General features: G+C 72.1%; 17 protein-coding genes. 8 read left to right on the top strand and 9 right to left on the bottom strand.

The window, feature by feature from the left end; all coding sequences use genetic code 11:
- Positions 1 to 43: 43 nt before the first annotated feature.
- Entirely contained in the window at positions 44 to 1,090 is a 1,047-nt protein-coding gene (locus ACH41F_RS08905; RefSeq protein ID WP_398833991.1) for a rhamnogalacturonan acetylesterase, read from the bottom strand.
- A 195-nt stretch (positions 1,091 to 1,285) separates the two neighbouring features.
- On the opposite strand from ACH41F_RS08905, the gene ACH41F_RS08900 reads away from it, so the two are divergent.
- Positions 1,286 to 2,968, top strand: a complete 1,683-nt coding sequence (locus ACH41F_RS08900; protein ID WP_398833989.1) for a rhamnogalacturonan lyase B N-terminal domain-containing protein — start codon at positions 1,286 to 1,288, stop codon at positions 2,966 to 2,968.
- Positions 2,969 to 2,970: 2 nt separating this feature from the next.
- Here the strand turns inward: ACH41F_RS08900 and ACH41F_RS08895 are convergent, their stop codons facing one another.
- Together ACH41F_RS08895 and ACH41F_RS08890 are read right to left on the bottom strand one after the other, a co-directional pair.
- Positions 2,971 to 4,380 (bottom strand): RICIN domain-containing protein, encoded by a 1,410-nt coding sequence (locus ACH41F_RS08895; protein WP_391233942.1) that lies wholly within the window; start codon positions 4,378 to 4,380, stop codon positions 2,971 to 2,973.
- Positions 4,377 to 5,453, bottom strand: coding sequence for a family 43 glycosylhydrolase (locus ACH41F_RS08890; protein WP_391233941.1), 1,077 nt, complete (start codon positions 5,451 to 5,453; stop codon positions 4,377 to 4,379). The genes ACH41F_RS08895 and ACH41F_RS08890 overlap by 4 nt, the downstream gene beginning before the upstream one ends.
- Before the next feature lie 205 nt (positions 5,454 to 5,658).
- Here ACH41F_RS08890 and ACH41F_RS08885 point away from each other — a divergent pair, with 205 nt between their 5' ends.
- The 3 genes from ACH41F_RS08885 to rox all read left to right on the top strand — a co-directional run bounded on the left by ACH41F_RS08885 (position 5,659) and on the right by rox (position 10,725).
- A complete protein-coding gene (locus ACH41F_RS08885) occupies positions 5,659 to 7,743 on the top strand; it encodes an autotransporter (protein ID WP_398833986.1) in 2,085 nt (694 codons plus the stop codon).
- A gap of 425 nt (positions 7,744 to 8,168) precedes the next feature.
- Positions 8,169 to 9,089 (top strand): homocysteine S-methyltransferase, encoded by a 921-nt coding sequence (mmuM, locus tag ACH41F_RS08880; protein ID WP_398833984.1) that lies wholly within the window; start codon positions 8,169 to 8,171, stop codon positions 9,087 to 9,089.
- Positions 9,090 to 9,297: 208 nt separating this feature from the next.
- A complete protein-coding gene (gene rox / locus ACH41F_RS08875) occupies positions 9,298 to 10,725 on the top strand; it encodes a rifampin monooxygenase (protein ID WP_398833982.1) in 1,428 nt (475 codons plus the stop codon).
- 141 nt (positions 10,726 to 10,866) lie between these two features.
- Here rox and ACH41F_RS08870 read toward each other — a convergent pair whose 3' ends face one another.
- Positions 10,867 to 12,519: a carboxylesterase/lipase family protein gene (locus ACH41F_RS08870; RefSeq protein ID WP_398833980.1), complete on the bottom strand. Its 1,653-nt coding sequence runs from the start codon at positions 12,517 to 12,519 to the stop codon at positions 10,867 to 10,869.
- A gap of 366 nt (positions 12,520 to 12,885) precedes the next feature.
- Between ACH41F_RS08870 and ACH41F_RS08865 the strand changes: the two genes are divergently transcribed.
- Complete coding sequence (locus ACH41F_RS08865; RefSeq protein WP_398833978.1) at positions 12,886 to 13,929, top strand: LacI family DNA-binding transcriptional regulator; 1,044 nt, start codon at positions 12,886 to 12,888, stop codon at positions 13,927 to 13,929.
- Positions 13,930 to 14,058: 129 nt separating this feature from the next.
- Here ACH41F_RS08865 and ACH41F_RS08860 read toward each other — a convergent pair whose 3' ends face one another.
- Together ACH41F_RS08860 and ACH41F_RS08855 are read right to left on the bottom strand one after the other, a co-directional pair.
- Entirely contained in the window at positions 14,059 to 15,720 is a 1,662-nt protein-coding gene (locus ACH41F_RS08860; RefSeq protein ID WP_398833976.1) for a serine/threonine-protein kinase, read from the bottom strand.
- A 114-nt stretch (positions 15,721 to 15,834) separates the two neighbouring features.
- Positions 15,835 to 16,485 carry a ThuA domain-containing protein gene (locus ACH41F_RS08855; protein WP_391233934.1) on the bottom strand — a complete coding sequence of 217 codons (651 nt, stop codon included), beginning with the start codon at positions 16,483 to 16,485 and terminating at the stop codon, positions 15,835 to 15,837.
- Between the two features lie 108 nt (positions 16,486 to 16,593).
- Between ACH41F_RS08855 and ACH41F_RS08850 the strand changes: the two genes are divergently transcribed.
- Positions 16,594 to 17,226 carry a VOC family protein gene (locus tag ACH41F_RS08850; RefSeq protein ID WP_391233933.1) on the top strand — a complete coding sequence of 211 codons (633 nt, stop codon included), beginning with the start codon at positions 16,594 to 16,596 and terminating at the stop codon, positions 17,224 to 17,226.
- A gap of 74 nt (positions 17,227 to 17,300) precedes the next feature.
- Positions 17,301 to 17,702, top strand: coding sequence for a VOC family protein (locus ACH41F_RS08845; protein WP_391233932.1), 402 nt, complete (start codon positions 17,301 to 17,303; stop codon positions 17,700 to 17,702).
- Here ACH41F_RS08845 and ACH41F_RS08840 read toward each other — a convergent pair.
- A complete protein-coding gene (locus ACH41F_RS08840; RefSeq protein WP_398833973.1) occupies positions 17,685 to 18,371 on the bottom strand; it encodes a helix-turn-helix domain-containing protein in 687 nt (228 codons plus the stop codon). The two genes, ACH41F_RS08845 and ACH41F_RS08840, sit on opposite strands and share 18 nt — an antisense overlap.
- Positions 18,372 to 18,486: 115 nt before the next feature.
- Positions 18,487 to 19,422 carry an AraC family transcriptional regulator gene (locus ACH41F_RS08835; RefSeq protein ID WP_398833971.1) on the bottom strand — a complete coding sequence of 312 codons (936 nt, stop codon included), beginning with the start codon at positions 19,420 to 19,422 and terminating at the stop codon, positions 18,487 to 18,489.
- Between the two features lie 80 nt (positions 19,423 to 19,502).
- Here ACH41F_RS08835 and ACH41F_RS08830 point away from each other — a divergent pair, with 80 nt between their 5' ends.
- A complete protein-coding gene (locus ACH41F_RS08830) occupies positions 19,503 to 20,336 on the top strand; it encodes an NmrA family transcriptional regulator (protein ID WP_398833969.1) in 834 nt (277 codons plus the stop codon).
- 25 nt (positions 20,337 to 20,361) lie between these two features.
- Here the strand turns inward: ACH41F_RS08830 and ACH41F_RS08825 are convergent, their stop codons facing one another.
- Complete coding sequence (locus ACH41F_RS08825; protein WP_391233929.1) at positions 20,362 to 21,501, bottom strand: YhjD/YihY/BrkB family envelope integrity protein; 1,140 nt, start codon at positions 21,499 to 21,501, stop codon at positions 20,362 to 20,364.
- Positions 21,502 to 21,614 lie beyond the last annotated feature (113 nt).

Here is a 21,614-nt window from a genome sequence, read left to right as displayed (position 1 = left end):
CAGGCCTGGGGCGCCTCGGTTCCGGTCGAGGCGCCCCAGGGGCTCATTCCGCCCGCACCCGGCCTGCCGGCAGCAGGTGCTGGGCGACGAGTTCGTCGCGGACGAGACCGGCGTACACCGTGGCCCCGTGGACGGAGGTGTGTGTGTTGTCCCGCTTCTCGTTGTAGAGGTAGAGCGCCTTGGAACCCTCGACTCCCAAGGACTCCACGACCGACTTGGTCCTCGCCGTCAAGTCGATCAACGGGACGTCCTTGTCGGCCGCGACCGAGCGGATGACGGCGGGGTGGTCGACGCCGAGGCCGTTGACCAGGAGTGCGGTGTTGTTGTTCAGCGTGCCGTCGGAGTTGAACCAGCGTCGCACGATCGGCGTCACGAGGACAGGCTCACCGCCCTTTTCGCGGATACCGGCGACCAGTGTCTCCAGGTTCGTCCGGTAGGTCACCTCGTCGGTGGTCTTGTCGTTGTGGGCGAGCTGGACCAGGACGAGGTCACCGCGGCGGATCAACGGCTGGACGGTGGCGAACAGTTGCGGGTTGGACAGATACGTCACCGTGCTCTCGCCGGAGTCGGCGTAGTTGGCCACGGAGACACTCTTGCGCAGGTACTGGGGCAGTTGCTGGCCCCAGCCGGAGTAGGGGTCGCCGGGCTGGTCGCAGACAGTGGAGTCGCCGACGAGGAAGATCTGGCGGGCGTGCCGGGCCGGGGTGACCCTGATGTCGGCGAGTGCGGGGGCCGAGCCGCCGAGCACGAGGTCCAGGCCGGCCGTGCCCTCGGCCCCGGTGGGCTCGCCCTCCGGGGTGCGGACGTTCACGGTGAAGCTGCGGGCCACCCGCTCACCGGCCGGGACGGCCGTCTCGGGGAGCAGGGAGCGGCGGGTCTCGCCGCTGACGCCGGTGCTCGACGCGGCCTCTCCGCCGAGGAGGACCCGCACGTCGTAGGTGCCCGCGGGGACGTCGAAGTGGCAGGCGCCGGCGGTGCAGTTCTCGAGGCCGAGCGGGCGGTGCCGGTGGGGGGCGGCATGCGCCGGTGCGGCGGTCAGGGCGGTGCTCAGTGCGACCGTCGCCAGAAGGGCGAGGTTGAAACGTCTCATTCGAGGCTCCTACGACACGTGACAAGGCCTGGCGGCTGGACCGTACCCGCATTGGCAAGCGCTTTCTAGTCCTCGCACAGTTTTCACAAGATTGCCAACCTCCAGCGAGTGAAAGCCCTTTCGCGAAATCGATTCAACTGTCACTCTCGCTCTCACCCGCACCGCCCCCACATGTCCTCGAAGGAGGCACCCCCCATGTCCGGATCCGCCGCGAACAGACCGGTCCGCCGCCGCACCTTCGTCCTCGGCACCGCCGCCACCGCCGGCACGGCCGCCCTGGCAGGCCCCCTCGCCCGGACCGCCTCCGCCGCGACCTTCGGCTGGTCCGACGACGGCTCCAACTACGTCGTCGACACCGGCGCGAGCCTCGTCTTCAAGGTCAGCAAGACCAACGGCGACCTGACCTCGCTGGTCTACAAGGGCACCCAGTACCAGGGCTACGGCGGCAAGAACTCGCACATCGAGTCCGGCCTCGGCACCTCCACCGTGAGCATCAAGCAGTCCGGTACGACGATCCTGATCTCGGTCGCGTACGGCACGCTGAAGCACTACTACGCGGCCCGCAGCGGCGAGAACAACATCTATCTGTGGACCAACAAGGCCGACGCCTCGGTCAGCGCGACCCGCTACATCCTGCGCGTGAACGCGGGCAAGTTCCTCAACGACGAGTCCGACTCCTACACCTACGCGCCCACCACCATCGAGGCCCAGGACGTCTTCGCGAAGTCCGACGGCCAGACCCGCTCGAAGCACTACACGAAGTCCCGGGTCATCGACTACAACTACGTCGGCTGGACCACCGGCAGCGTCGGCCTGTACATCGTGCGCTCCAACCACGAGAAGGCCTCCGGCGGCCCCTTCTACCGCTCCCTGCTGCGCCACCAGAGCGCGGACGGCGGCGGCCTGTACGAGATCCTGTACTACGGGGAGAACCAGACGGAGGCCCAGCGCTTCGGCCTCCAGGGCCCCTACGTCATCGCCTTCACGGACGGCGGCGCCCCCTCCTCCGCGCTGTACCCGGGCACCCTCACCACGTCGTGGGCCGACTCGCTCGGCATCTCCGGCCACGTCCCCGCGAGCGGCCGGGGCAAGGTCGCGGGGGTCGGCATCACCGGCCGGAACACGGCGTACGCCTACACGGTCGGGCTCGCCAACTCCGCCGCCCAGTACTGGGGTTCGGCACGGTCCTCGGACGGTTACTTCTCCATCGGGGGTGTCCTTCCGGGGACGTACACGCTGACCGTCTTCAAGGGCGAACTCGCCGTCCTCACCACCTCGGTGAGCGTGAGCGCGGGCGCCACGACCACCCTCAACTCCCTCGCGATACCGTCCTCGAACGACCCGAGCAACGCGAGCGCGATCTGGCGCATCAACGACTGGAACGGCACGCCGAGCGGCTTCAAGAACGCCGATCTGATGACGTACGCCCATCCGTCCGACGTCCGCGCCGCCTCCTGGACCGGGAACGTCGTCGTCGGCAGCGGCACCGAGACCTCGTCCTTCCCCTGCTATCTGTGGAAGGACGTCAACAGCGGGATCATCGTCTACTTCAAGCTGACGGCCGCCCAGGCCGCCGCCGCGCACACCCTGCGCATCGGGGTGACGACGGCGTACGCCAACGGCCGTCCGCAGGTCGTCGTCAACGACACCTGGACGTCCGCCGTCCCCTCCCCGCCCACCCAGCCGAGCACCCGGTCGCTGACCGTGGGCTCGTACCGGGGCAACAACCACACGTTCACCTACAGCGTGCCGGCGTCCGCCTGGCTGACGGACACCAGCGCCTACAACACGCTGAAGATCCACGTGGCGAGCGGTTCGGGGTCGACGTCCTTCCTCAGTGCCGGTACCTCGATCGACGCGATCGACCTGCTGGCCTGACGTCAGGTCCCGCGCGTCCACTGCTGGTTGGTCGCTCCACTGCACGTGTACGTGATGATCGCGGCGGAGTTGGCGGTGGACGCGCCGTTCACGTCCAGGCATTCGCCGGAGGCGCGGGCCTTGAGGGTGACGTACGAGCCCGAGGTGACCACCGACCACTGCTGGGTGGTCGCGCTGCCGCAGTTCTCCTGGGTGACGGTGGACGCGTTCTCCTGGAGGCACAGCGAGCTGCCCCGGCCGACGAGCTGGTAGTAGCCGGTGCCGAGGTCCTTGAACCAGAACTTCTGGTTGGCACCGCCGTTGCAGGTGTACTGGGCGAGGGCGACGCCCTGCCACAGCGACTGGCTCGGCACGTCCACGCACTTGGCGCTGTTGCGGGCGATCAGGGTGTTGTACGTGGCACTGGTCCCGCTGATCGTCCCGGCGGCGGTGTCGACGGTGATCTCCGGGGCCCAGGACATCGACATCGTGGTGGAGCTGGGGAAGGTCAACGGCAGCCACACGTAACGCGAGTCGTTGACGGTGCCGCCGAAGGAGTTGCCCCAGCGGTCGCCCAGGTACAGGTACGAGGTGCCCGAAGTGCCCTGCACGGGAAGGACGTACGCGGTCTGCGAGCCGTACGTCGTGGAGTCGCCGACGTTCGCCATCGCGCTCCACGGGCCGGCGAGGGAGGTGGCGGTGGCGTACTGCTGCTGGTTGGGGTTCCAGCCGGTGGCGCCCGACGTCAGCATGAAGTAGACGCCGCCCCGCTTGAACAGGGCCGGGGCCTCGCGGTGGCCGCCCGGCCAGGGGTTGGCGACCAGGCTCGCGATGCCGGTGTAGTCGGCGGTGAGCCGGTAGATGTGCAGGTCGTAGTTCTCCCTGGCGGCGGACGCCATGTAGCCGGTGCCGTCGCTGTCGACGAAGACCGTGATGTCCCGGGACATGTGCTGGCCGAGCGGGCGGAAGCTGCCCTGCCAGGTGTAGGTGCCGTCGACAGTGTCGGAGACGGCGACGGCAGCGCGGGCCTCGCTGTAGTCGGTGCCGTTCTCCTTGTGCATCCACATCACGAACTTGCCGGTGGCGGCGTTGTACATGACCTTGGGGCGCTCGATGTTGGCGGAGGCCAGCTCGGCGGCGCTCGACTGGGTCAGGACGTGGTTGCGGAACTCCCAGTTCTTCAGGTCGGTCGAGCGGTAGGCGTCGACGTACCGGAAGGTGTTGTCGCTGTTGCGGTGCTCACCGAACCAGTAGTAGTACGAGCCGACCTTGAGGACCCCGCCGCCGTGGGCGTGCACGGGGTTGCCCGAACCGTCGGTGAACTGGGTGCCGTTGATGATCTTCTGGGGTGCCGCCTGGGCGGGGCCCGCGGTGGCGAGTGCGCCGGCCAGCGCCAGACAGAGGGCGAGCAGTACCGCGTACACACGTCTCATGACGTGACCTCCGTGTTCCTGGCGGTGTCCGCCACCGGTATGCCGAAGTCGGGGGTGCCGTCCGCGTGCCAGCCGAGCTTCTGGACGCGGGTGTGCCGGTTGGGGTCGTTCAGCGGGTCGCCGACGATCTCCTTGTACTGGCGGGCGTGGTAGACGAGGACGTCGGTGCGGCCGTCCTCGGCGACGGTGAAGCTGTTGTGGCCGGGGCCGTACTGCCGGGTGGTGTCGTTGCTGGTGAAGACGGGCGTCGGTGACTTCGCCCAGTTCGCGGGGTCCATGAGGTCGGCGTCCGCGTCGACGGTCAGCAGGCCCAGGCAGTAGTTGAAGTCGGTCGCGCTGGCCGAGTACGACATGAACAGCCGGCCGTTGCGGGCGATGACCGAGGGGCCCTCGTTGACCTTGTAGCCGACGCACTCCCAGTCGTACTCGGGTGTGGAGAGCCGCACTTGAGGACCCGTCAGGGTCCACGGGTTCGCCATCCTCGACAGCCACAGGGCGGTGTTGTTGCCCATGCCGGGCTCGTGCTGGGCCCAGGCGAGGTAACGGGTACCGCGGTGGGTGAAGGTGGTGGCGTCGAGGGAGAAGGTCTCCCACGCCGTCTTCAGCTGGCCGCGTTCGACCCACGTCCCCTTGAACGGGTTGGGACTGGCGTTCTCCAGGACCCAGATCCGGATGTCCCAGACGCTCTCGGCGGGTGCGGAGGCGAAGTAGACGTACCACTTGCCGCCGATGCGGTGGATCTCCGGCGCCCAGATGTGGGCGCCCATGGGACCGGTCGCGTGCTTGGTCCAGATGACCGACTCGGGGGCGGTCGCCAGTCCGTTCAGGGTGCGGGAGCGGCGCAGGATGATCCGGTCGTACTCGGGGGCGGTGGCGGTGAAGTAGTAGTGGCCGTCGGAGTGGCGGTGGATGTGGGGGTCGGCGCGGTTGCGGACGAGCGGGTTCACGAACGGGGGCGTCTTCTGGGGGCTCGGTGCGGCTGCGGCGGCGGTGGGGGTCACGGCCAGGGCGCCCGCGGCCAGGGCGCCTTTCAGCAGCAGTCGCCTGTCGGGGACCTCGGGAGTGCGGCTCATACGGACTGCCTCTCGGAGGGGGGTGTCCTGAGAGTGATGTTCGATATTGAGAACATCTGTTGTTATTGCGAACAGCCGAAAGGTAAGGCTGGGGAACGAGGAGGTCAACGGGTCGGACGCGACGGGAAGAAGGCGCTTTCTGCCGGGCGGTTCTTCGCGGGCACTTTTCTGTTATCGAGGGCCGGTCCGTCCCGTCTCCGTGACCGTGCGCAGCCATACCCACAAGACAGCAGCCGCAGCAGGCGCCCTCGCGACGGTCGCCTTCCTGATCACCGCTCCCCCGGCGCGAGCGGCCGACACCCGCGACATCACCGCCGACGTGCTCGCGGGCCGGGACGTCACCCTCACCGGCGACACGGTCGTCACCGTCCCCTCCGGGACCACGACGTACGACGGCGTTCTCCGCGGCGAGGGCACACTCACCGTGCGCGGCACCGGAACCCTGGTCCTGACCAGGAGCAGCGACGTCCAGCTGCCGGAGTCCCGACGGCGGCAGAAGGTGTCGGTCCAGGGCGGCGACCACCCCTACGTCACCACGACCGACCCCGACCCGCCCGCGATCACGGTCGCCCGCGGCGCGACGCTCCAGTACGGCAACGGCGGCGCCACCGGTCTGATCGGCCACTTCCCCTACGGCACCCCGCAGTTCGCGCTCAACCAGGACAACATCCGGGTCGACGGCACGCTACGACTGTCCCTGAAATCCGCCTACAACCTGGGCACCATCAGCGGCTCCGGGCTGATCACCCAGCCGCGCTTCCTCTGGGGTACGTGGGACCTGTCGGGCACCCATCCCTTCTCCGGGGTGATCGACAACGGCACACAGGTCAACGCCGGGCGACCGGAGTTCGCAACCTCGCTGCCGAACGTCCGCAAGGTCCTCAACCAGGGCACCTGGACCGTGGACACCCCGCTGGGGCAGACCGTCACCCAGGGCATGGACTTCTACCAGCGCGAGTACGGCAGCGACATCAACGTCCAGTCCCGGCCGGGCGGCGAGGTGATCCTGACGGGCCAGTACAGCTGGTCGGACCGCGGCGGCGACACCGACCCCTCGCTCAGCGACCCGTCCCTGAACTGGACGCCCGCACACAGGAACGTCAACAAGCGCGGCACCAACATCAAGGGCGCGAGCGTCCGTTGGGGCGACGGCACGACCCACCGGATCTTCATGCCGGGCACGGCCGAGACGGTCTACATCAACCTCCTCGCGGCGCGCTCCCGTTCACGGCTGACCTTCGACTACAACGGCCCGGTCACGCTCGGCGCCCCCATCGGCGGCGGCAGGTTCCACGACACCCTGTCGGCGCCCGGCGCCGGGGACGTCGTCATCGCCGGTACGCGCGGCAACGAGGTCACCTTCGCCGCCGTGCAGTACTACGACGGCTCGACGACCGTCGAGAAGGGCGCGGTGCTGCGGCTCGGCAGCGGCCGGAAGGGCGGCGACGGCGGGCTGTACACCGCGGGCAGCCTGTACAGGGTCGTCGACCACGGCTCGCTGGTGCTGGACAACGCCCGCAAGGCCCTGACCCTGTCCCGGATCAGCGGCAGTGGATCGGTCACCCAGACTGGCACCGCCACGACGACCCTGACGGGGAGCGGGGTGACGTACACGGGGACGACCACGGTGAGGAAGGGCACGCTCGCCCTGCGCGAGGGGGCGAACCTCCGGCACAGCAGAGCGATCCGGCTGACCTCTCCGCAGGCTCGTCTCGACGCCGGGACGGCGGGGCTGCGGGTGACGACCTCGCTGAGCGGCACCGGCACGGTGAAGGGTTCGGTCACCAACGACGGGGTCGTCGCCGGCGGGGTCACCATCTCCGGGAACTACACCCAGAGCGCACGGGGCGAACTCGTGCTGCGGGACAAGCCGTTGAAGGTGTCCGGCACGGTCCGGCTGGCCGGGGGCCTCGACCTCGCGGCCGCCGGGAGCGCACCCGCGCGCGAGATCACCGTGCTGAACCACACGGGTGCGGCGAGGACCAGCGGCGCCTTCACCGGGTGGAAGGAGGGAGCAGAGGTGAGGCTCGCCGCGACCACCTACCGGATCAGCTACCGGGGCGGCGACGGCAACGACGTGGTGCTCACCGCCGCCACCTCGCACCCGTCCCCGGCCCCGCGATCGACGTCGGCCTCCGCCCCCGTGACGACCAGCGCCGTGGGCGCCGCGAGCGACGACCGCCTCGGCTGGTGGCCGTACGCCCTGGGGCTCGGACTCCTCGGCGGCCTCGCGATCCCGGCGGCGAGGCGCCGACGCGGGAACCGGCGGGGCGGGCGGCACGCGGCGTAGGCATGGCCGACGGGCACGGCTCCGGGCCGGCACGGGTCGTAGGCACGGCCGACGGGCACGGCTCCGGGCCGGCACGGGTCGTAGGCACGGCCGACGGACACGGCTCCGGGCCGGCACGGGTCGTAGGCACGGCCGACGGACACGGCTCCGGGCCGGCACGGGTCGTAGGCATGGCCGACGGGCACGGCTCCGGGCCGGTACACGGTGTAGGCACAGCCGACTGGCGCAACTCCCGGCCGCCACCCGGTGTAGGCACAGCCGACTGGCGCAACTCCCGGCCGCCACCCGGTGTAGGCACAGCCGACGGACGCGGCTCCGGGCCGGCGCGGGTCCGGGCGCCCGCGGCAGGACCGATGCGCGCGCCCGCCTGTTCGCGGGGTGGACATGCCCGCTGCGACGGCAGCCCCCGGAGTACCGTCGACGGCATGACCAGCAACTCCTCTCTCGCCGAGGCCCTCGCCGCCGGGACCGTCGTGCTCGACGGCGGCATGTCCAACCAGCTCGAGTCCGCCGGGCACGACCTCACCGACGAGCTGTGGTCGGCGCGGCTGCTCGCGGAGCGGCCCGAGGCGATCACCGAGGCGCATCTCGCCTACTTCGAGGCGGGCGCGGACGTGGCGATCACCTCCAGCTACCAGGCCACCTTCGAGGGCTTCGCCAAGCGGGGCGAGACGCGCGATCGGGCCGCCGAACTGCTCGCCGTGAGCGTCGAGTTGGCCCGCGAGGCGGCTACCCGGGCGCACGCGAAGGGCGTCACGCGGCCCCTGTGGGTGGCGGCGTCCGTAGGCCCGTACGGGGCGATGCTGGCGGACGGCTCCGAGTACCGGGGGCGCTACGGCCTGAGCGTCGAGGAGCTGGAGCGTTTCCACCGGCCCCGGCTGGAGGTGCTCGACGCGGCCGGACCCGACGTGCTGGCTCTGGAGACGGTGCCGGACGCCGACGAGGCGGCGGCGCTGCTGCGGGCGGTGCGGGGGCTGCGGACCCCCGCCTGGCTGTCGTACTCGGTCGAGGGGCGGCGGACGCGTGCCGGGCAGCCCCTGGAGGAGGCCTTCGCCCTGGCCGCCGACGTGGACGAGGTGATCGCGGTCGGGGTGAACTGCTGCGCGCCCGAGGACGTGGACGCGGCGGTCGAGATCGCCGCCCGTGTCACCGGCAAGCCGGTCGTCGTCTACCCCAACAGCGGGGAGGCCTGGGACGCCGAGGCCCGCGCCTGGAACGGCCGTTCCACCTTCTCCCCCGGCCAGGTGCGCGCGTGGCGGGAGGCCGGGGCGCGGCTGATCGGCGGGTGCTGCCGGGTGGGTCCGGGGGCGATCGCCTCGATCGCCGGGACGCTGACCTCGGCGTGAGCCCGGACGGGCGGCGAACGACGATGGCAAGGAGCGGACCACTCCTTGCCACTGTCAACCTATAGCTCACCGGGGGCCTTGCGCCAAGACCCCCGGGGTGCCGGAGAATCACCGGTCCGAAGCCAGGACCTGCGGAAACAAGGCGTCCACGGCGTGCGCGCGACGCGTCGCCCGGTGGGTCTGCCGCGGGGGTGAGAGGGGGATTCCCATGATCGACGTGATCATCGTCGGCGGTGGCCCGACCGGCTCGATGCTGGCCGGTGAGCTGCGGCTGCACGGCGTGGGCGTGCTCGTGCTGGAGAAGGACCCGAAGCCCCCCGCGTACGCCCGGGCGCTCGGCCTTCATGTGCGCAGCATCGAGGTGCTGGACATGCGCGGGTTGCTGGAGCGGTTCCTCGCCCATGGATCGCTGCGTCCCCTCGACCGTGTCTTCTTCGCCGCCATCGACAAGCCAGCCCCCGAGCTGGACACCGCGCACGGCCACGTCCTCGGCATCCCGCAGACCCTCACCGACCGGCTGCTGGCCGAGCACGCCGTCGAGCTGGGTGCCGAGATCCGGCGAGGCTGCGAGGTGGTCGGTCTGAGCCAGGACGAGCACGGGGTGACGACCGAACTCGCCGACGGCACCCGTCTGCGCTCGCGCCATCTGGTCGGCTGCGACGGAGGGCGCAGCACGGTGCGGGGGCTGCTCGGGGTCGGCTTCCCCGGCGAATCCGCCCGGGAGGAGACCCTGCTGGGCGAGATGGAGGCGACCGAGGCCCCGGAGACGATCGCCGCGGTCGTGGCCCGGGTCCGGCGGACCGAGAAGCGGTTCGGGCTCGGGCCCCTCGGGGAGGGCAGGTACCGGGTCGTCGTACCGGCCGCGGGGGTGGCCGAGGACCGTACGGTCCCGCCGACGCTGGAGGAGTTCAGGGAGCGTTTGCGGGCCGTCGCGGGCACCGACTTCGGTGTGCACACGCCGCGTTGGCTCTCCCGCTTCGGCGACGCGACCCGGCTGGCGGAGCGCTACCGGGTGGGCCGGGTGCTGCTGGCCGGCGACGCGGCGCACGTCCACCCGCCGCTCGGCGGTCAGGGGCTCAACCTCGGTGTCCAGGACGCGTTCAACCTAGGCTGGAAGCTGGCCGCCGAGGTCGCGGGCCGGGCGCCTGCCGGGCTGCTCGACAGCTACGAGGCGGAACGGCGTCCGGTGGCCGCCGCCGTGCTGGACAACACCCGCGCGCAGAGCATGCTGATCTCAACCGACCCCGGCGCCCAGGCCGTTCGTCGGCTGATCACCGAGCTGTTGGACTTCGACGCGGTCGCCCGGCACCTCGTCGAGAAGGTCACCGCGCTGGACGTCCGTTACGACGTCGGCGAGGGCCACGAACTGCTCGGCCGGCGCCTGCGGGACGTCCAGCTGAAGCAGGGCCGCCTCTACGGCCTGATGCACGGCGGCCGCGGCCTGCTGCTCGACCGCACCGGTCGGCTCTCGGTGACCGGGTGGGCGGACCGGGTGGACCACGTGGTCGACGCGTGCGAGGAACTGGACGTGCCCGCGGTGCTGTTGAGGCCGGACGGTCACGTGGCGTGGGTCGGCGAGGACCAGCAGGAACTGGTCGAACGGCTGCCTCGGTGGTTCGGCGCCCAGGTGGGCTGAGCAGGCGGCTCCGGGCGCCCGGGCTGATCGGACGGCGCCGAGCGCTCCCGGCCACGGGGGCTCGCTCGATCCCGCGGCCGCCGCCGGGCGCGTGAGAGGCGCCGCGCACGAAGGCCGGGATCCTCCGCCCGGGCACCCCGGTCACTGCCGACGGACCGCTCCGGGGAGCCGCAGGCGCCGCACGACCGACCGCAGTTCCGTGCCGCGCGCGGGCGAACCGGCGGGAAGGGCCGGCGCGGGGGTGGTCTCCCCCGGCGTGACGGCGGCGGGTTCGGCGGGCGCGGACGCCCAGAGCGCCAGTTCCGCATCTCGTGGTCCGTATGCGGTGTACGGGCTGCGCACGGCCGTGCACACGGCATCCGCCGCACCACCCCGGCCGCCGTCGCTGTGGCTGTCGCCGAAGATCCGTACCGGATGCCTGTCGTCCCAGGCCTCCCATCCCGGGTCCCCCTCGACCACGAACCGCACCCAGGCCCCGTGCATCGCCTCGGTCAGTTCACGCGGCGTGCCCTCGCCCGCCAGCTTGGCCGACTCGGGGCGCTCGCCGGTGTCGAAGACGAAGCCGAGTTCCAGGGCGTGGCAGGAGCCGAGACCGGGCAGGCGGGAGGGCCAGGCGAACTCGTAGAGGTGGCAGGCCCCGGGGCGGGCGTCGGCCAGGCGGTGCAGGGGGCGGCGCAGCAGGTGGTCGGTGACCATCTGGCCGACGATCTCGGCGGTGCCGGCCTCCGGGTGCAGCAGGCGGTAACCGCGCGGCACCTCGTGCCCGGTGTGGCAGCGGGCCATGGCGCCGGCGAGGGCGACCGCGCCGAGGCGGTCGACGCGTTCCAGGAGGCCGCCGGGGACCAACCACAGGCGGTACTCGTCGCGGGTCCAGCCCATCATCAGCTCGACGTCCCGGGCCGCGCCGCCCTCGATCAGCGCCTCGAGAGGGTCGCGCGGGACGAGGTCGCCGTCGACGACGACGCCGAAGGCGGGGCCGCCGAGCACCGGGCTGCTGAGCCGGCCGACCTCGCCCTGGGTGCGCAGCAGCAGTTCGCGGTCGACCTCGGCGAAGGCGGCCGCGGTGGCGGGGATCTTCAGCCGGGTGGCCATCCGGCGCACCATGCGCCGTACCTTGTCGCGGTCGGCGGCCTCGGGCGGCCCGCTCTGAAGGATCGCGCGCCGGACCAGGCCCTGGGTCCGCGGTGCGGCGAGCAGGGCGCCGGTGCTGATGGCTCCGGCGGACTGGCCGCCCAGGGTGATGCGGGCCGGGTCGCCGCCGAACTCCCCGACCGAGCGGTGCACCCACTCCAGCGCGGCGAGCTGGTCGCGCAGGCCCGGGTTGGCGGGGGTGTCCGGGAACAGGCCGTAGCCCTCGACCCCGAGGCGGTAGTTGACGGAGACGAAGACGACCCCGTCGCGGGCGAAGGCGTGCCCGTCGTACACCGGGACGGCCGAGGAACCCCTGGTCAGGGCTCCGCCGTGCAGCCACACCAGGACCGGGAGGCGGGCCCCGCGGCCCGGTTCCGGTGTCCAAACGTTGAGGTTGAGGCAGTCGTCGCCGGGCACGACCGGGTCGGACAGGTACTGGGCGAAGGCTTCGGAGTACGGCGGTTTCGGCGCCGTCGGCCCGAACGCCCCGGCGTCCCGGACCCCGTCCCAGGGGTCGGGCGGCAGGGGCGGCCGGAACCTGCGGGGGCCGAAGGGGGGCGCCGCGTAGGGGATGCCCCGGAACACCGCGATCCCGTGCTCGTACCGGCCGCGGACGGCTCCGTAGGGCGTGTTCACCACGGGCTCTGTCTGGACCGCCGTCATTCGACCACCAGCTTTCTCGCCGCGCTCGTACGCCGTGACAACAGAGCACCACATCACGGCTCGGTATTCCGGCGCTCGGGGCGGGCTGGAGGCTGTTCGGGGGACCTGGCGCACCGCCGGTCACGGACCGTGTGCGGTTCGACTTCGGCTCGGGGCCCTGCAGCACCGGTGCGAGGACGGGCATCCACGCCATGGACTGGTCGACGCCACTCTCACCGCCGATTTCACGGGGTTTCGGCGGAACTGCCGGTGGACATCGACCTCTTTCCGACTCTGCGCGGCGAACCTAGGGTAGGAAGCGCTTACTATCCAGCCTTGGTCGAAAGCTTTCCATGGCCCTCGGGCGGGCCGGAGAGGTGGTTCCCGATGGTCCGTACGGGGAGTGCGAGCGTGGCGGCCGGGCCGACGCTGGCGGTCGTGGCCCGGGAGGCGGGGGTGTCCGTGCCCACCGCCTCCAAGGTCGTCAACGGCCGGGAGGACGTCGCGCCCGAGACCCGCCGCCGGGTCACGGAGGCCCTGGACCGGCTGGGATACGTACGCAGACCCCGCTTCGACGCGGGGAAGCCGCCCGCCCTGGTCGACCTGGTCGTGCACTCGCTCGACAGCTCCTGGACGGGGGCGGTGCTGCACGGGGTGGAGGAGGCCGCGCACGACGCGGGCCTGGAGGTGGTGGTGTCGGCGGGGCTGACGCGGAAGCGGTGCGGGCGACCGGAGCGGGGCTGGCTGGACAAGCTCGTCGCCCGTGGCTCGTCCGGGGTGTTGTTCAACCTGGCCGAGCTGACCGCGTCGCAGTACGCGTGGCTGGAGGCCCATCGCATCCCCTTCGTGATGATCGACCCCGTGGTGGATCCGCCGGCGGGGGTGGTGTCGGTGGGGGCCGCGAACTGGCAGGGCGGGATGTCCGCGGCCGAGCATCTGCTGGCGCTGGGACATGAGCGCATCGCGGTGATCGCCGGGCACCGGCGCAAGATGTGCAGCACCGCGCGGGTGGCCGGTTACCGTTCGGCGCTCGCCGCGGCGGGGGTGTGGCAGCGCCCGGAGTACATCCGCCATGCCGGGTTCGACGAGTCCGTCGCCCGCGAGCGCATGCTGGAACTCCTGGACCTGCCCGAGCCGCCAACGGCCGTCTTCGTGTGCTCGGACCGGATGGCGCTCGGCGTCTACGAGGCCCTGGCCGAACGGGGGTTGAGCGTCCCGGACGACATGAGCGTGGTCGGTTTCGACGACCTGCCGGAGTCCCGCTGGGCGAGCCCCGCCCTCACCACGGTCCGCCAGCCCCTGTCGGAGATGTCGGCGACGGCCATGCGCCTGCTGGTCCGCATGATGGAGGGCAAACGCCCGGAGGGAACGCGGACGGAGTTGTCGACGCGGTTGGTGGAGCGGGCCAGTACGGGGCCGGTGCGGGCGTAGCCCCTGCCTGCCGGGCGACGCCTGGCATGCCCACGCGCGGCCCGCCCGCTCGCGGAATTGCCGAACCGTCCGCGCGACTCCACCGCGCGGCCCGCCCTCAGCGCGAACGCCGGGACGGTGACGCCAGGTCTAGGTGGCCCTCCAGACCGACACGTCCGCCGTCAGGGCGCTCATCCCGGGCGTGTCCCACATCGCGGTGTTCTTCACCTGGACCACCAGCAGGGCGACGTCCCCGGAGGGGTGCTTGACACAGAACTCGGTGCCCGCCGCCGCGGCGGCCAGCGGGAAGTTCCGGTACTCGGGAGCTGTGGCGCCGCTGAGCATGAAGCGACAGTCCTCGTAGGTGCTGCCCGGTCCGCCGAACATCTGGACGATCGCGCTGCTGTCGCTCTCCAGGGCGCAGCCGATGGCCTCACAGCTGAGGCGGATGTCGCCCTTACGGTCGTCGCGCGTCTCCGGCCGCTTGCCGTCGTGGAGGTACAGGGAGTTCTTCTCGTCCAGCGTCTGAAGGGTGAGCGCCGGGATGGCTCGCGGCTGTCCGGGCCCGGTCGGCGTCGCGGAAGAACCCGACGCCGACCGGGTCCCGTCCTCGTCCTGCGCCTCCGCGTCGGCCCCGGCCTTCGCCGACGCCCCCGCCGCGCGCCCGGAAGCCGTCGCAACCGGCGTCGCGGAAGACGCGGTCGTGTCCCGCCCCTCGACACCCCCGTCCGCCCCGCCGCCGACCTTCCACACCAGCCCGGCCGCCACCAGCAACGCACCCACGGTCCCGGCAGCGCCCGCGATCAGCGCCGTACGACGTCGGCGGCCCCGGCGCTGGTCCGGCACCGTCGCCGCGGTCGCCCGAGCCGGGGCGATCAGCGGCATCGTGTGCACCGGAGTCGGATCGGGCACCGGAGCCGGGACGGTCACCGCCGGACCCGCGACCTCCCGCCACACCGTCGGTCCGGCGCCCGCGTCGACGTCGTGGCCCAGCCGCTGCCGGCACCACGCGACGACCTCGCTGAGCGTGGCGCGCTCCCGGGGATCCCTGGCCAGGCACCGCGTGAGCAGCGGTCGGAGCGCCTCGGGCAGGCGGGACAGGTCGGGTTCCTCGTGCACGATCCGGTACAGGACGGTGGCCGCGGGACCGTCGCCGTACAGCGGCTCGCCCAGGGCGGCGAACGCGGCGGTCTGGCCGAGCGCGAAGACGTCGGTGGCCGGGGTGATCTCGCCCGCGACGGCCTGCTCGGGTGCCATGAACTGGGGCGTGCCGACGGCGGCGCCGGTGGCCGTGTAGGCCGTTGTGTCGGCGGCGAGCGAGATGCCGAAGTCGATGACGCGCGGACCGTCGGCGGCCAGCAGGACGTTGGACGGCTTCAGGTCCCGGTGCACGATGCCGGCCTCGTGGATGGCCTCCAGGGCCTCGCTCACGCCCGCCATCAGCCACAGCACCGCCGGCACCGGCAGCGGTCCTCGCCGGTGGACGGCTTCCGCCAGGGAGGGGCCGGGGACGTACAGCGTGGCCAGCCAGGGCGGGATGCCGTCGGGGTCGGCGTCGAGCAGCTCGGCGGTGTAGGCGCCGCGGACCCGTCGGGCGGCGTTGATCTCGCGGCCGAAACGTCGCCGGAAGTCCGGGTCGTCGGCCAGCTCCGGGCGCACCACCTTGATCGCCACGGGCCTGCCGCCCGCGGTGTGGGACAGATAGACCCGTCCCATGCCACCCGCGCCGAGCCGGGCGGCGAGACGGTAGCCGGCCACCACGGGCGGATCGTCCGCCTGGAGTGGCTGGAACACGTCAGCCGCGTTGTTCACCTGTCCCCCTGCTTCCTGGTCCCCTGTCACGCCGATCCGATCATCCGTGCGACAGGAGCAGCCTAAAGGGGTTTCTGTGACCGCCGACCAGGGCCGCTGACCAGGGTCGGGACCTCAACCGTCCAGCCGGGCCGCCCACCTGATCCCGCCCAGCAGGTGCGACCGGAAGTCAGCGTCCTCGTACGCCTCGGCGGCGTGGCCCAGGGCCGTGTAGAAGACCCGGCCCGCGCCCTGCTCGCGGCACCAGACCAGCGGGTGGTCGTCGCCCATGCCGCCCCCGTCGTACGAGGACTCGTCGGCCGTGGCCAACACCCGAACCTTGCCGCGGGGGTTGGTGCGGAAGTCGTACCACTCGTCGGTGAAGTCCCAGACGGCGGGCAGGTGTCGGGTGGCCGGGTGCTCGCGGTCCTCGATCAGCGCCCTGCCGGGCTGGTACTCGGGGTGCCGGTCGAAGCGGGCGCCCAACAGCTCGCCGTAGTACGGCCATGCGTACTCGGTGCAGGCCGCCGCGTGGATGCCGACGAAGCCGCCGCCCGACTCGACGTAGTCCGCCAACCGCTGCCGCCCAGCCGGGGTGAGGATCTCGCCGCTGGTGGAGAGGAAGACCACGGTGGCGTACCGCTCCAGGGGGGCCTCGAGCGCTGCCGGGTCCTCGCTCGCGTCGACCTCGAATCCGCCGAGAGTGCGCAGAGCGGTGACGCCGGCGGGGATGGACTCGTGGCGGTAGTCGGCGGTGCGGGTGTAGACGAGGAGTCGAGGTGCCATGTGCTCGACCCTATGCGCGTGAGGCAGTGTCCCCACCTGCCGGGACGGGCCCCCTCGCCGCACAGGCGTTCCATTCCCGGGGAGGCTCTGCGTAGCCTCGACCACACGATGAACACGATTCCCGCACACTTGGACCACCTCGTCCTCGCGACCCCCGATCTGGCGGCGACGGTCGCCGACTTCACGCGGCGTACCGGTGTGGCGCCCGCGCCCGGCGGGGCGCACGTCGGGTTCGGCACCCGCAACCACCTGGTGTCGCTGGGCGGCACGGGCTATCTGGAGATCGTCGGCCCCGACCCGGAGCAGCCCGAGCCGCAAGGGCCGCGCCCCTTCGACGTCGACACGCTCACCGAGGCCCGCACGGTGACCTGGGCGATCAGTCCGCCCGACCTGGACACCGCGGTCGCGGCCGCGCGCAGCCGGGGCTACGACCCCGGCACGGTACGGCCCATGAGCCGTCGCAGACCGGACGGCACCCTGCTGGAATGGCGGTTGACGGACGGGGAGACCCAGCACCCGTCCGGCCTGGTGCCGTTCCTCATCGACTGGGGCACCGCACGCCACCCGTCCGTCTCCGGCCTGCCCAGCACCCCGCTGCTGGAACTGTCCGCGACCGCTCCCGACCCGGACGAGATCCGCACCCTGCTCGCGGCCCTCGACACCGAACTCGCCCTCACCGAGGGGCCGGTGGGACTCTCCTTCACGGTGGACACCCCGCTGGGACCGGTGCGCTTCGACTGACGGCGGGCACCGTCGCCGACGGCACGTCCGATTCCTTCAAGACCGACCGGTCCGGCCCCGCCTACGGTGGCCGCATGACTCCACGATTCGACGCCATCGGCCTGATCGTCTCCGACATGGCCGCCTCGGTCGCCTTCTACCGCCGCCTGGGCCTCGAGTTCCCCGAGGGCTCCGAGCGGGAGGGCCACGTCGAGGCCCGACTGCCCGGCGGGCTGCGGCTGTTGCTGGACACCGAGGAGGTGGTGCGGTCCTTCCACACGTCCTGGCGGCCCCCCACCGGCGGCGGTCGCGCGGGGCTGGCCCTGCGCTGCGACAGTCCCGCCGAGGTGGACGCGGTGTACGAGGAGCTGGTGGGCGCCGGTCACCACGGCGAGCTGAAGCCCTGGGACGCCGTCTGGGGCCAACGGTACGCGAGCCTCCTCGACCCGGACGGCAATGGCGTCGACCTGTTCGCGCCGCTACCCGCGCCCGAGTAGCTCGCCCAGCGGCAGCCCCGCCAACTCCCTGACGTCCCGCGCCAGATGAGCCTGGTCGGCGAAACCGGCGCGGGCTGCCGTCTCCGCGTACGGCACTCCGCCCCGGGCCAGTCCGAGCGCCCGCTGCCATCGCAGCACCCGGGCCAGGGTCTTGGGGCCGTACCCGAACGCGGCGAGGCATCTGCGGTGCAACTGGCGGGCGCCGAGCCCGAGTTCGTCGGCGGTGGCGGCGACCGGCCGGCCCGCGTCGAGGGCGTCCACGACATGTCGGAGCAGCGGATCGCCGGGTTCGACCTCGGCCGCCCGTCCCAGTGCCACCTCTTCCAGCCCGCTCGCCGGATCCGGGGCGGCGTTCACGCGCGCGGTGAGCCGCCGTACCTCGGCGGCCGGCCAAAGGTCGGCGAGGTCGACGCGCCGGTCCAGGAGCTCACGGGCGGGAACGCCGAGGAGCGTGGGCGCGGTCCCGGGAAAAAAGCGAACCCCCGCCCACGCGGTCGGCGCGCCCTCGGTGACGTACGCGCGCGTGTCGGGCCCGGCGACGAACAGCCGGCCTTCGTGCCACAGCAGATCCATGCACCCGTCGGGCAGAACGCGTCCGGGGCCGGATCCGGACGGCGTGTTGGTCCAGACGACGGCTCCGTCGAGCCGGGACGGCCTCTGCGCGTACATGTGATCCACGCTACGCTCGACGCCGCCCGGGGCGCGGGGCGACCTCGATCCGCGGCTCCGCCGCGTGGGCGCGAGCGACCATCCAGGCCCGCGCTCGTCGGCCCCACCGGCGCCCCTAAGCCACCCTCCCCCGATGCTCCTGCGGACTCACTCCGTACACCCGCTTGAAAGCGCTGGACAGAGCGAACGCACTCCCGTACCCGACCTGCCGGGCAATGGCCTCCAGCGTCGCATCGCTGTCCCGAAGACGGTCCGCCGCCAACGCCAGCCGCCACCCCGTCAGATACGTCATCGGCGGCTCCCCCACCAACTCCGTGAACCGCCGGGCGAGCGCGGCCCTGGACACCCCCGCCTTCGCCGCGAGGGACGCGACCGTCCAGGGGTGCGCCGGATCGTCCTGGACCAGGCGCAGCACGCGCCCCACCACCGGGTCGGCCAACGCCCGGTACCAGGCCGGTGCCGCCGCCTCGGGGCGGGAGAACCAGGCTCGCAGCGCCGCGATGACCAACAGGTCGAGGAGCCGGTCGAGGACCACCTCCTGGCCGGGCTCGTCGCGGACGATCTCCTCCATGAGGTAGGGGGTGAGGGGGCAGTCCCAGACGTCGGAGGTGAGGCTGAGCAGCGGTGGCAGCGCGTCCAGCAGGCGCCCGCTGACCTCGCCCTGCCACAGGTAGGTGCCGATCAGCATCACGGCCGGCCCGTCGAGCCGGTCGCCCCAGGTGCGCACCCCGAGGTCCATGACGCCGTTGAGGGACCGGCCGTCGGGGTAGCTGCACTCGCCGCCGGGCAGGATCACCGCCTGCGGTGCCGTGGCGGGGTCGTCGGCGCAGGTGTACGGCTCCGGGCCACGGGCGATGGCGAGGTCGCCGGCGCGCAGCCTGACCCGCTCCCCCGTGTCCGGCGTGATCCATGCCTCGCCGCGGACCATGAGCATCAGGGTGAGCGGGGCGCGGTCCTCGATCCGTACGGACCACGGGGGTTCGAAACACGCTCGGATCATGAAGGCGCCCCGGGCTCGGGGGCCTTCCAGGAGACCTGCGAGAGCGTCCATCCCGTCAGCGTAGACGCCCGCACATGGGAATGAGCCGTTCAGCGATGGGGACTTGGGGCGCGCGGCCGTTGACTGGGGGCATGACGCAGAACACGGTGAAGAAGACGGTGGTGGTGACCGGTGCCTCGGGTCGTACGGGCAGCCGGGTGGCGCAGGCGGTGCGGGCGGCGGGGTTCACGGTGCGGGCGGCGTCCCGGGCCCGGGGCTTCGACTGGGAGGACCCGACGACGTGGGCGGAGACCCTGCGGGACGCGGACGCGGCGTATCTGATGTACCCCTCCGACGTGGGGTCCCCGGCGGCGGTCGAGGGCGTCGGGGCGCTGGCCAGGGAGGCGGTCGGGCTCGGCGTCCGGCGGCTGGTGCTGCTGTCGGCGCGGGGCGAGACCCAGGCGCTGCCGACCGAGGAGGCACTGACGTCGTCGGGCGCGGACTGGACGGTCGTACGGGCCGCGTGGTTCGCGCAGAACTTCAGCGAGGGGCCCCTGGTGGAGGAGCTGCGGCGCGGGGAGCTGGCGTTCCCGGCGGGCGAGGTGGCGGAGCCGTTCCTGGACGTGCGGGACATCGGGGACGTGGTCGCGGTGGCGTTGGCGTCCGGGGAGCGGTACGTGGGGCGGACGCTGGAGCTCACGGGGCCGCGGCTGCTGTCGTTCCGGGACGCGGTCGCGGAGATCGCGGCGGTGACCGGGCGGGAGCTGACCTACGTCCCGGTACCGGCTCGGGCGTACGGGGAGGCGTTGACGGGGTTCGGGGTGCCGCCCGAGGAGGCCGAGTTCCTGGTGGAGGTGTTCGAGGGGCTGCTCGACGGGCGGAACGCGCGTCTCACGGACGGGGTGCGGGAGGTGCTGGGGCGTCCGCCGCGGGACTTCACGGACGTCGTACGGGAGGCCGCGGCGGCGGGGGTGTGGAAGGGGTAACGGGACCGTCGCCGCTCCGGGCCGGTCAGGGCCCTTCGGTTTCCTTGTGCGGGGGGTGCGTGCTCTTCACATGGGCCCGCAGCCGTGACGTCACGTCCTCCGGCGGCAGGAACCGCGACCAGCGTTCCGGGAACTCCGAGGGCATGTCGATGTCCTCGGGGTCGATGTCGCGGAGGGCGGCGGCCCGGGCCACGTACTCGGCGACCTGCGCCTCGCGCACCCGCTCGTTCGCGGCGCGGGCCGCGGCCGTGGCGGCGGCGGGCCACACCCGGTCGATCGCGGCGTTGACGGCGGCCCCCACGAGGACGGCGAACGCGGACACACCGATCCACAGCATCACCGCGACGGCCGCGGCGAGCGAGCCGTAGATCGACGCGCCCTCGATGGTGTTCGTCAGGTAGATGCGCAGCAGGAAGCTGCCGAACACCCACATGGCGAGGGCGACCAGCGCGCCGGGCACGTCCTCGATCCAGGGGGAGCGCACGGGTACGGACACGTGGTAGAGCGTGGTCAGGAAGGCGATCGACAGCACGATCACCACCGGCCAGTACAGGACCTGGACGACCGTCTCGGACCACGGCACGATCCGCACCACCGCGTCCGGCCCCGCGACCATCAGCGGCAGCGCGATCGAGCCGATGAGCAGGGCCGCGAGGAAGAGCAGGAACGCCACCAGGCGGGTCTTGACGATCCCGCGGACGCCGTCGAGGCCGTACATGACGGTGATCGTGTCGATGAAGACGTTGACCGCGCGGGAGCCGGACCACAGGGCGAAGAGGAACCCTATGGAGATGACGTCGGGGCGCCCGCCGTTCATCACGTCGTCCAGGATCGGCTGGGCGATCTGCCGTACGCCCTTGTCGGACAGGACGGTGCGGGAGGCCTCCAGGAGGTTGGTCTCCAGGCTGCTGATGCTGTCGGTGCCGGTCCAGTCGTCGACGTAGCCGAGCAGGCCGATCATGCTGAGCAGCAGCGGCGGCACGGACATCAGGGTGAAGAACGCGGCCTCGGCGGCCAGGCCGAGGATGCGGTACTCCATGCAGGAGTTGACGGTGTCCTTGAGCAGCAGCCAAGCGGTCCTGCGCTTGGAGACGTTCCGGTAGAGGGCACGCGCCCGGTGAAGACGGCCGGAGGACCGATGGGGGGATTCACTTGCTTGCTGCACGCCCTAAAGGTATCCGCCGTGGGAGGCTCCACTCATCCCCCGGGCCGCGGGGTCCGCCCCGTTCAGGGGGTCAGGCCACGAAACGGGTCAGGCCGTGGAACGGGTCAGGCCGC

The organism is Streptomyces sp. NPDC020489, assembly GCF_044386545.1.
Lineage (GTDB): Bacteria > Actinomycetota > Actinomycetes > Streptomycetales > Streptomycetaceae > Streptomyces.
This window is presented reverse-complemented; position numbering and strand designations above follow the sequence as displayed.

Coding starts and splice junctions, on each gene's coding strand:
- ACH41F_RS08840 (WP_398833973.1), bottom strand. CDS start 18,371: ATGTACGCGCAGAGGCCGTCCCGGCTCGACGGAGCCGTCGTCTGGACC.
- mmuM (WP_398833984.1), top strand. CDS start 8,169: ATGACCAGCAACTCCTCTCTCGCCGAGGCCCTCGCCGCCGGGACCGTC.
- rox (WP_398833982.1), top strand. CDS start 9,298: ATGATCGACGTGATCATCGTCGGCGGTGGCCCGACCGGCTCGATGCTG.
- ACH41F_RS08905 (WP_398833991.1), bottom strand. CDS start 1,090: ATGAGACGTTTCAACCTCGCCCTTCTGGCGACGGTCGCACTGAGCACC.
- ACH41F_RS08870 (WP_398833980.1), bottom strand. CDS start 12,519: ATGACGGCGGTCCAGACAGAGCCCGTGGTGAACACGCCCTACGGAGCC.
- ACH41F_RS08850 (WP_391233933.1), top strand. CDS start 16,594: ATGAACACGATTCCCGCACACTTGGACCACCTCGTCCTCGCGACCCCC.
- ACH41F_RS08900 (WP_398833989.1), top strand. CDS start 1,286: ATGTCCGGATCCGCCGCGAACAGACCGGTCCGCCGCCGCACCTTCGTC.
- ACH41F_RS08845 (WP_391233932.1), top strand. CDS start 17,301: ATGACTCCACGATTCGACGCCATCGGCCTGATCGTCTCCGACATGGCC.
- ACH41F_RS08855 (WP_391233934.1), bottom strand. CDS start 16,485: ATGGCACCTCGACTCCTCGTCTACACCCGCACCGCCGACTACCGCCAC.
- ACH41F_RS08895 (WP_391233942.1), bottom strand. CDS start 4,380: ATGAGACGTGTGTACGCGGTACTGCTCGCCCTCTGTCTGGCGCTGGCC.
- ACH41F_RS08890 (WP_391233941.1), bottom strand. CDS start 5,453: ATGAGCCGCACTCCCGAGGTCCCCGACAGGCGACTGCTGCTGAAAGGC.
- ACH41F_RS08830 (WP_398833969.1), top strand. CDS start 19,503: ATGACGCAGAACACGGTGAAGAAGACGGTGGTGGTGACCGGTGCCTCG.
- ACH41F_RS08865 (WP_398833978.1), top strand. CDS start 12,886: ATGGTCCGTACGGGGAGTGCGAGCGTGGCGGCCGGGCCGACGCTGGCG.
- ACH41F_RS08835 (WP_398833971.1), bottom strand. CDS start 19,422: ATGGACGCTCTCGCAGGTCTCCTGGAAGGCCCCCGAGCCCGGGGCGCC.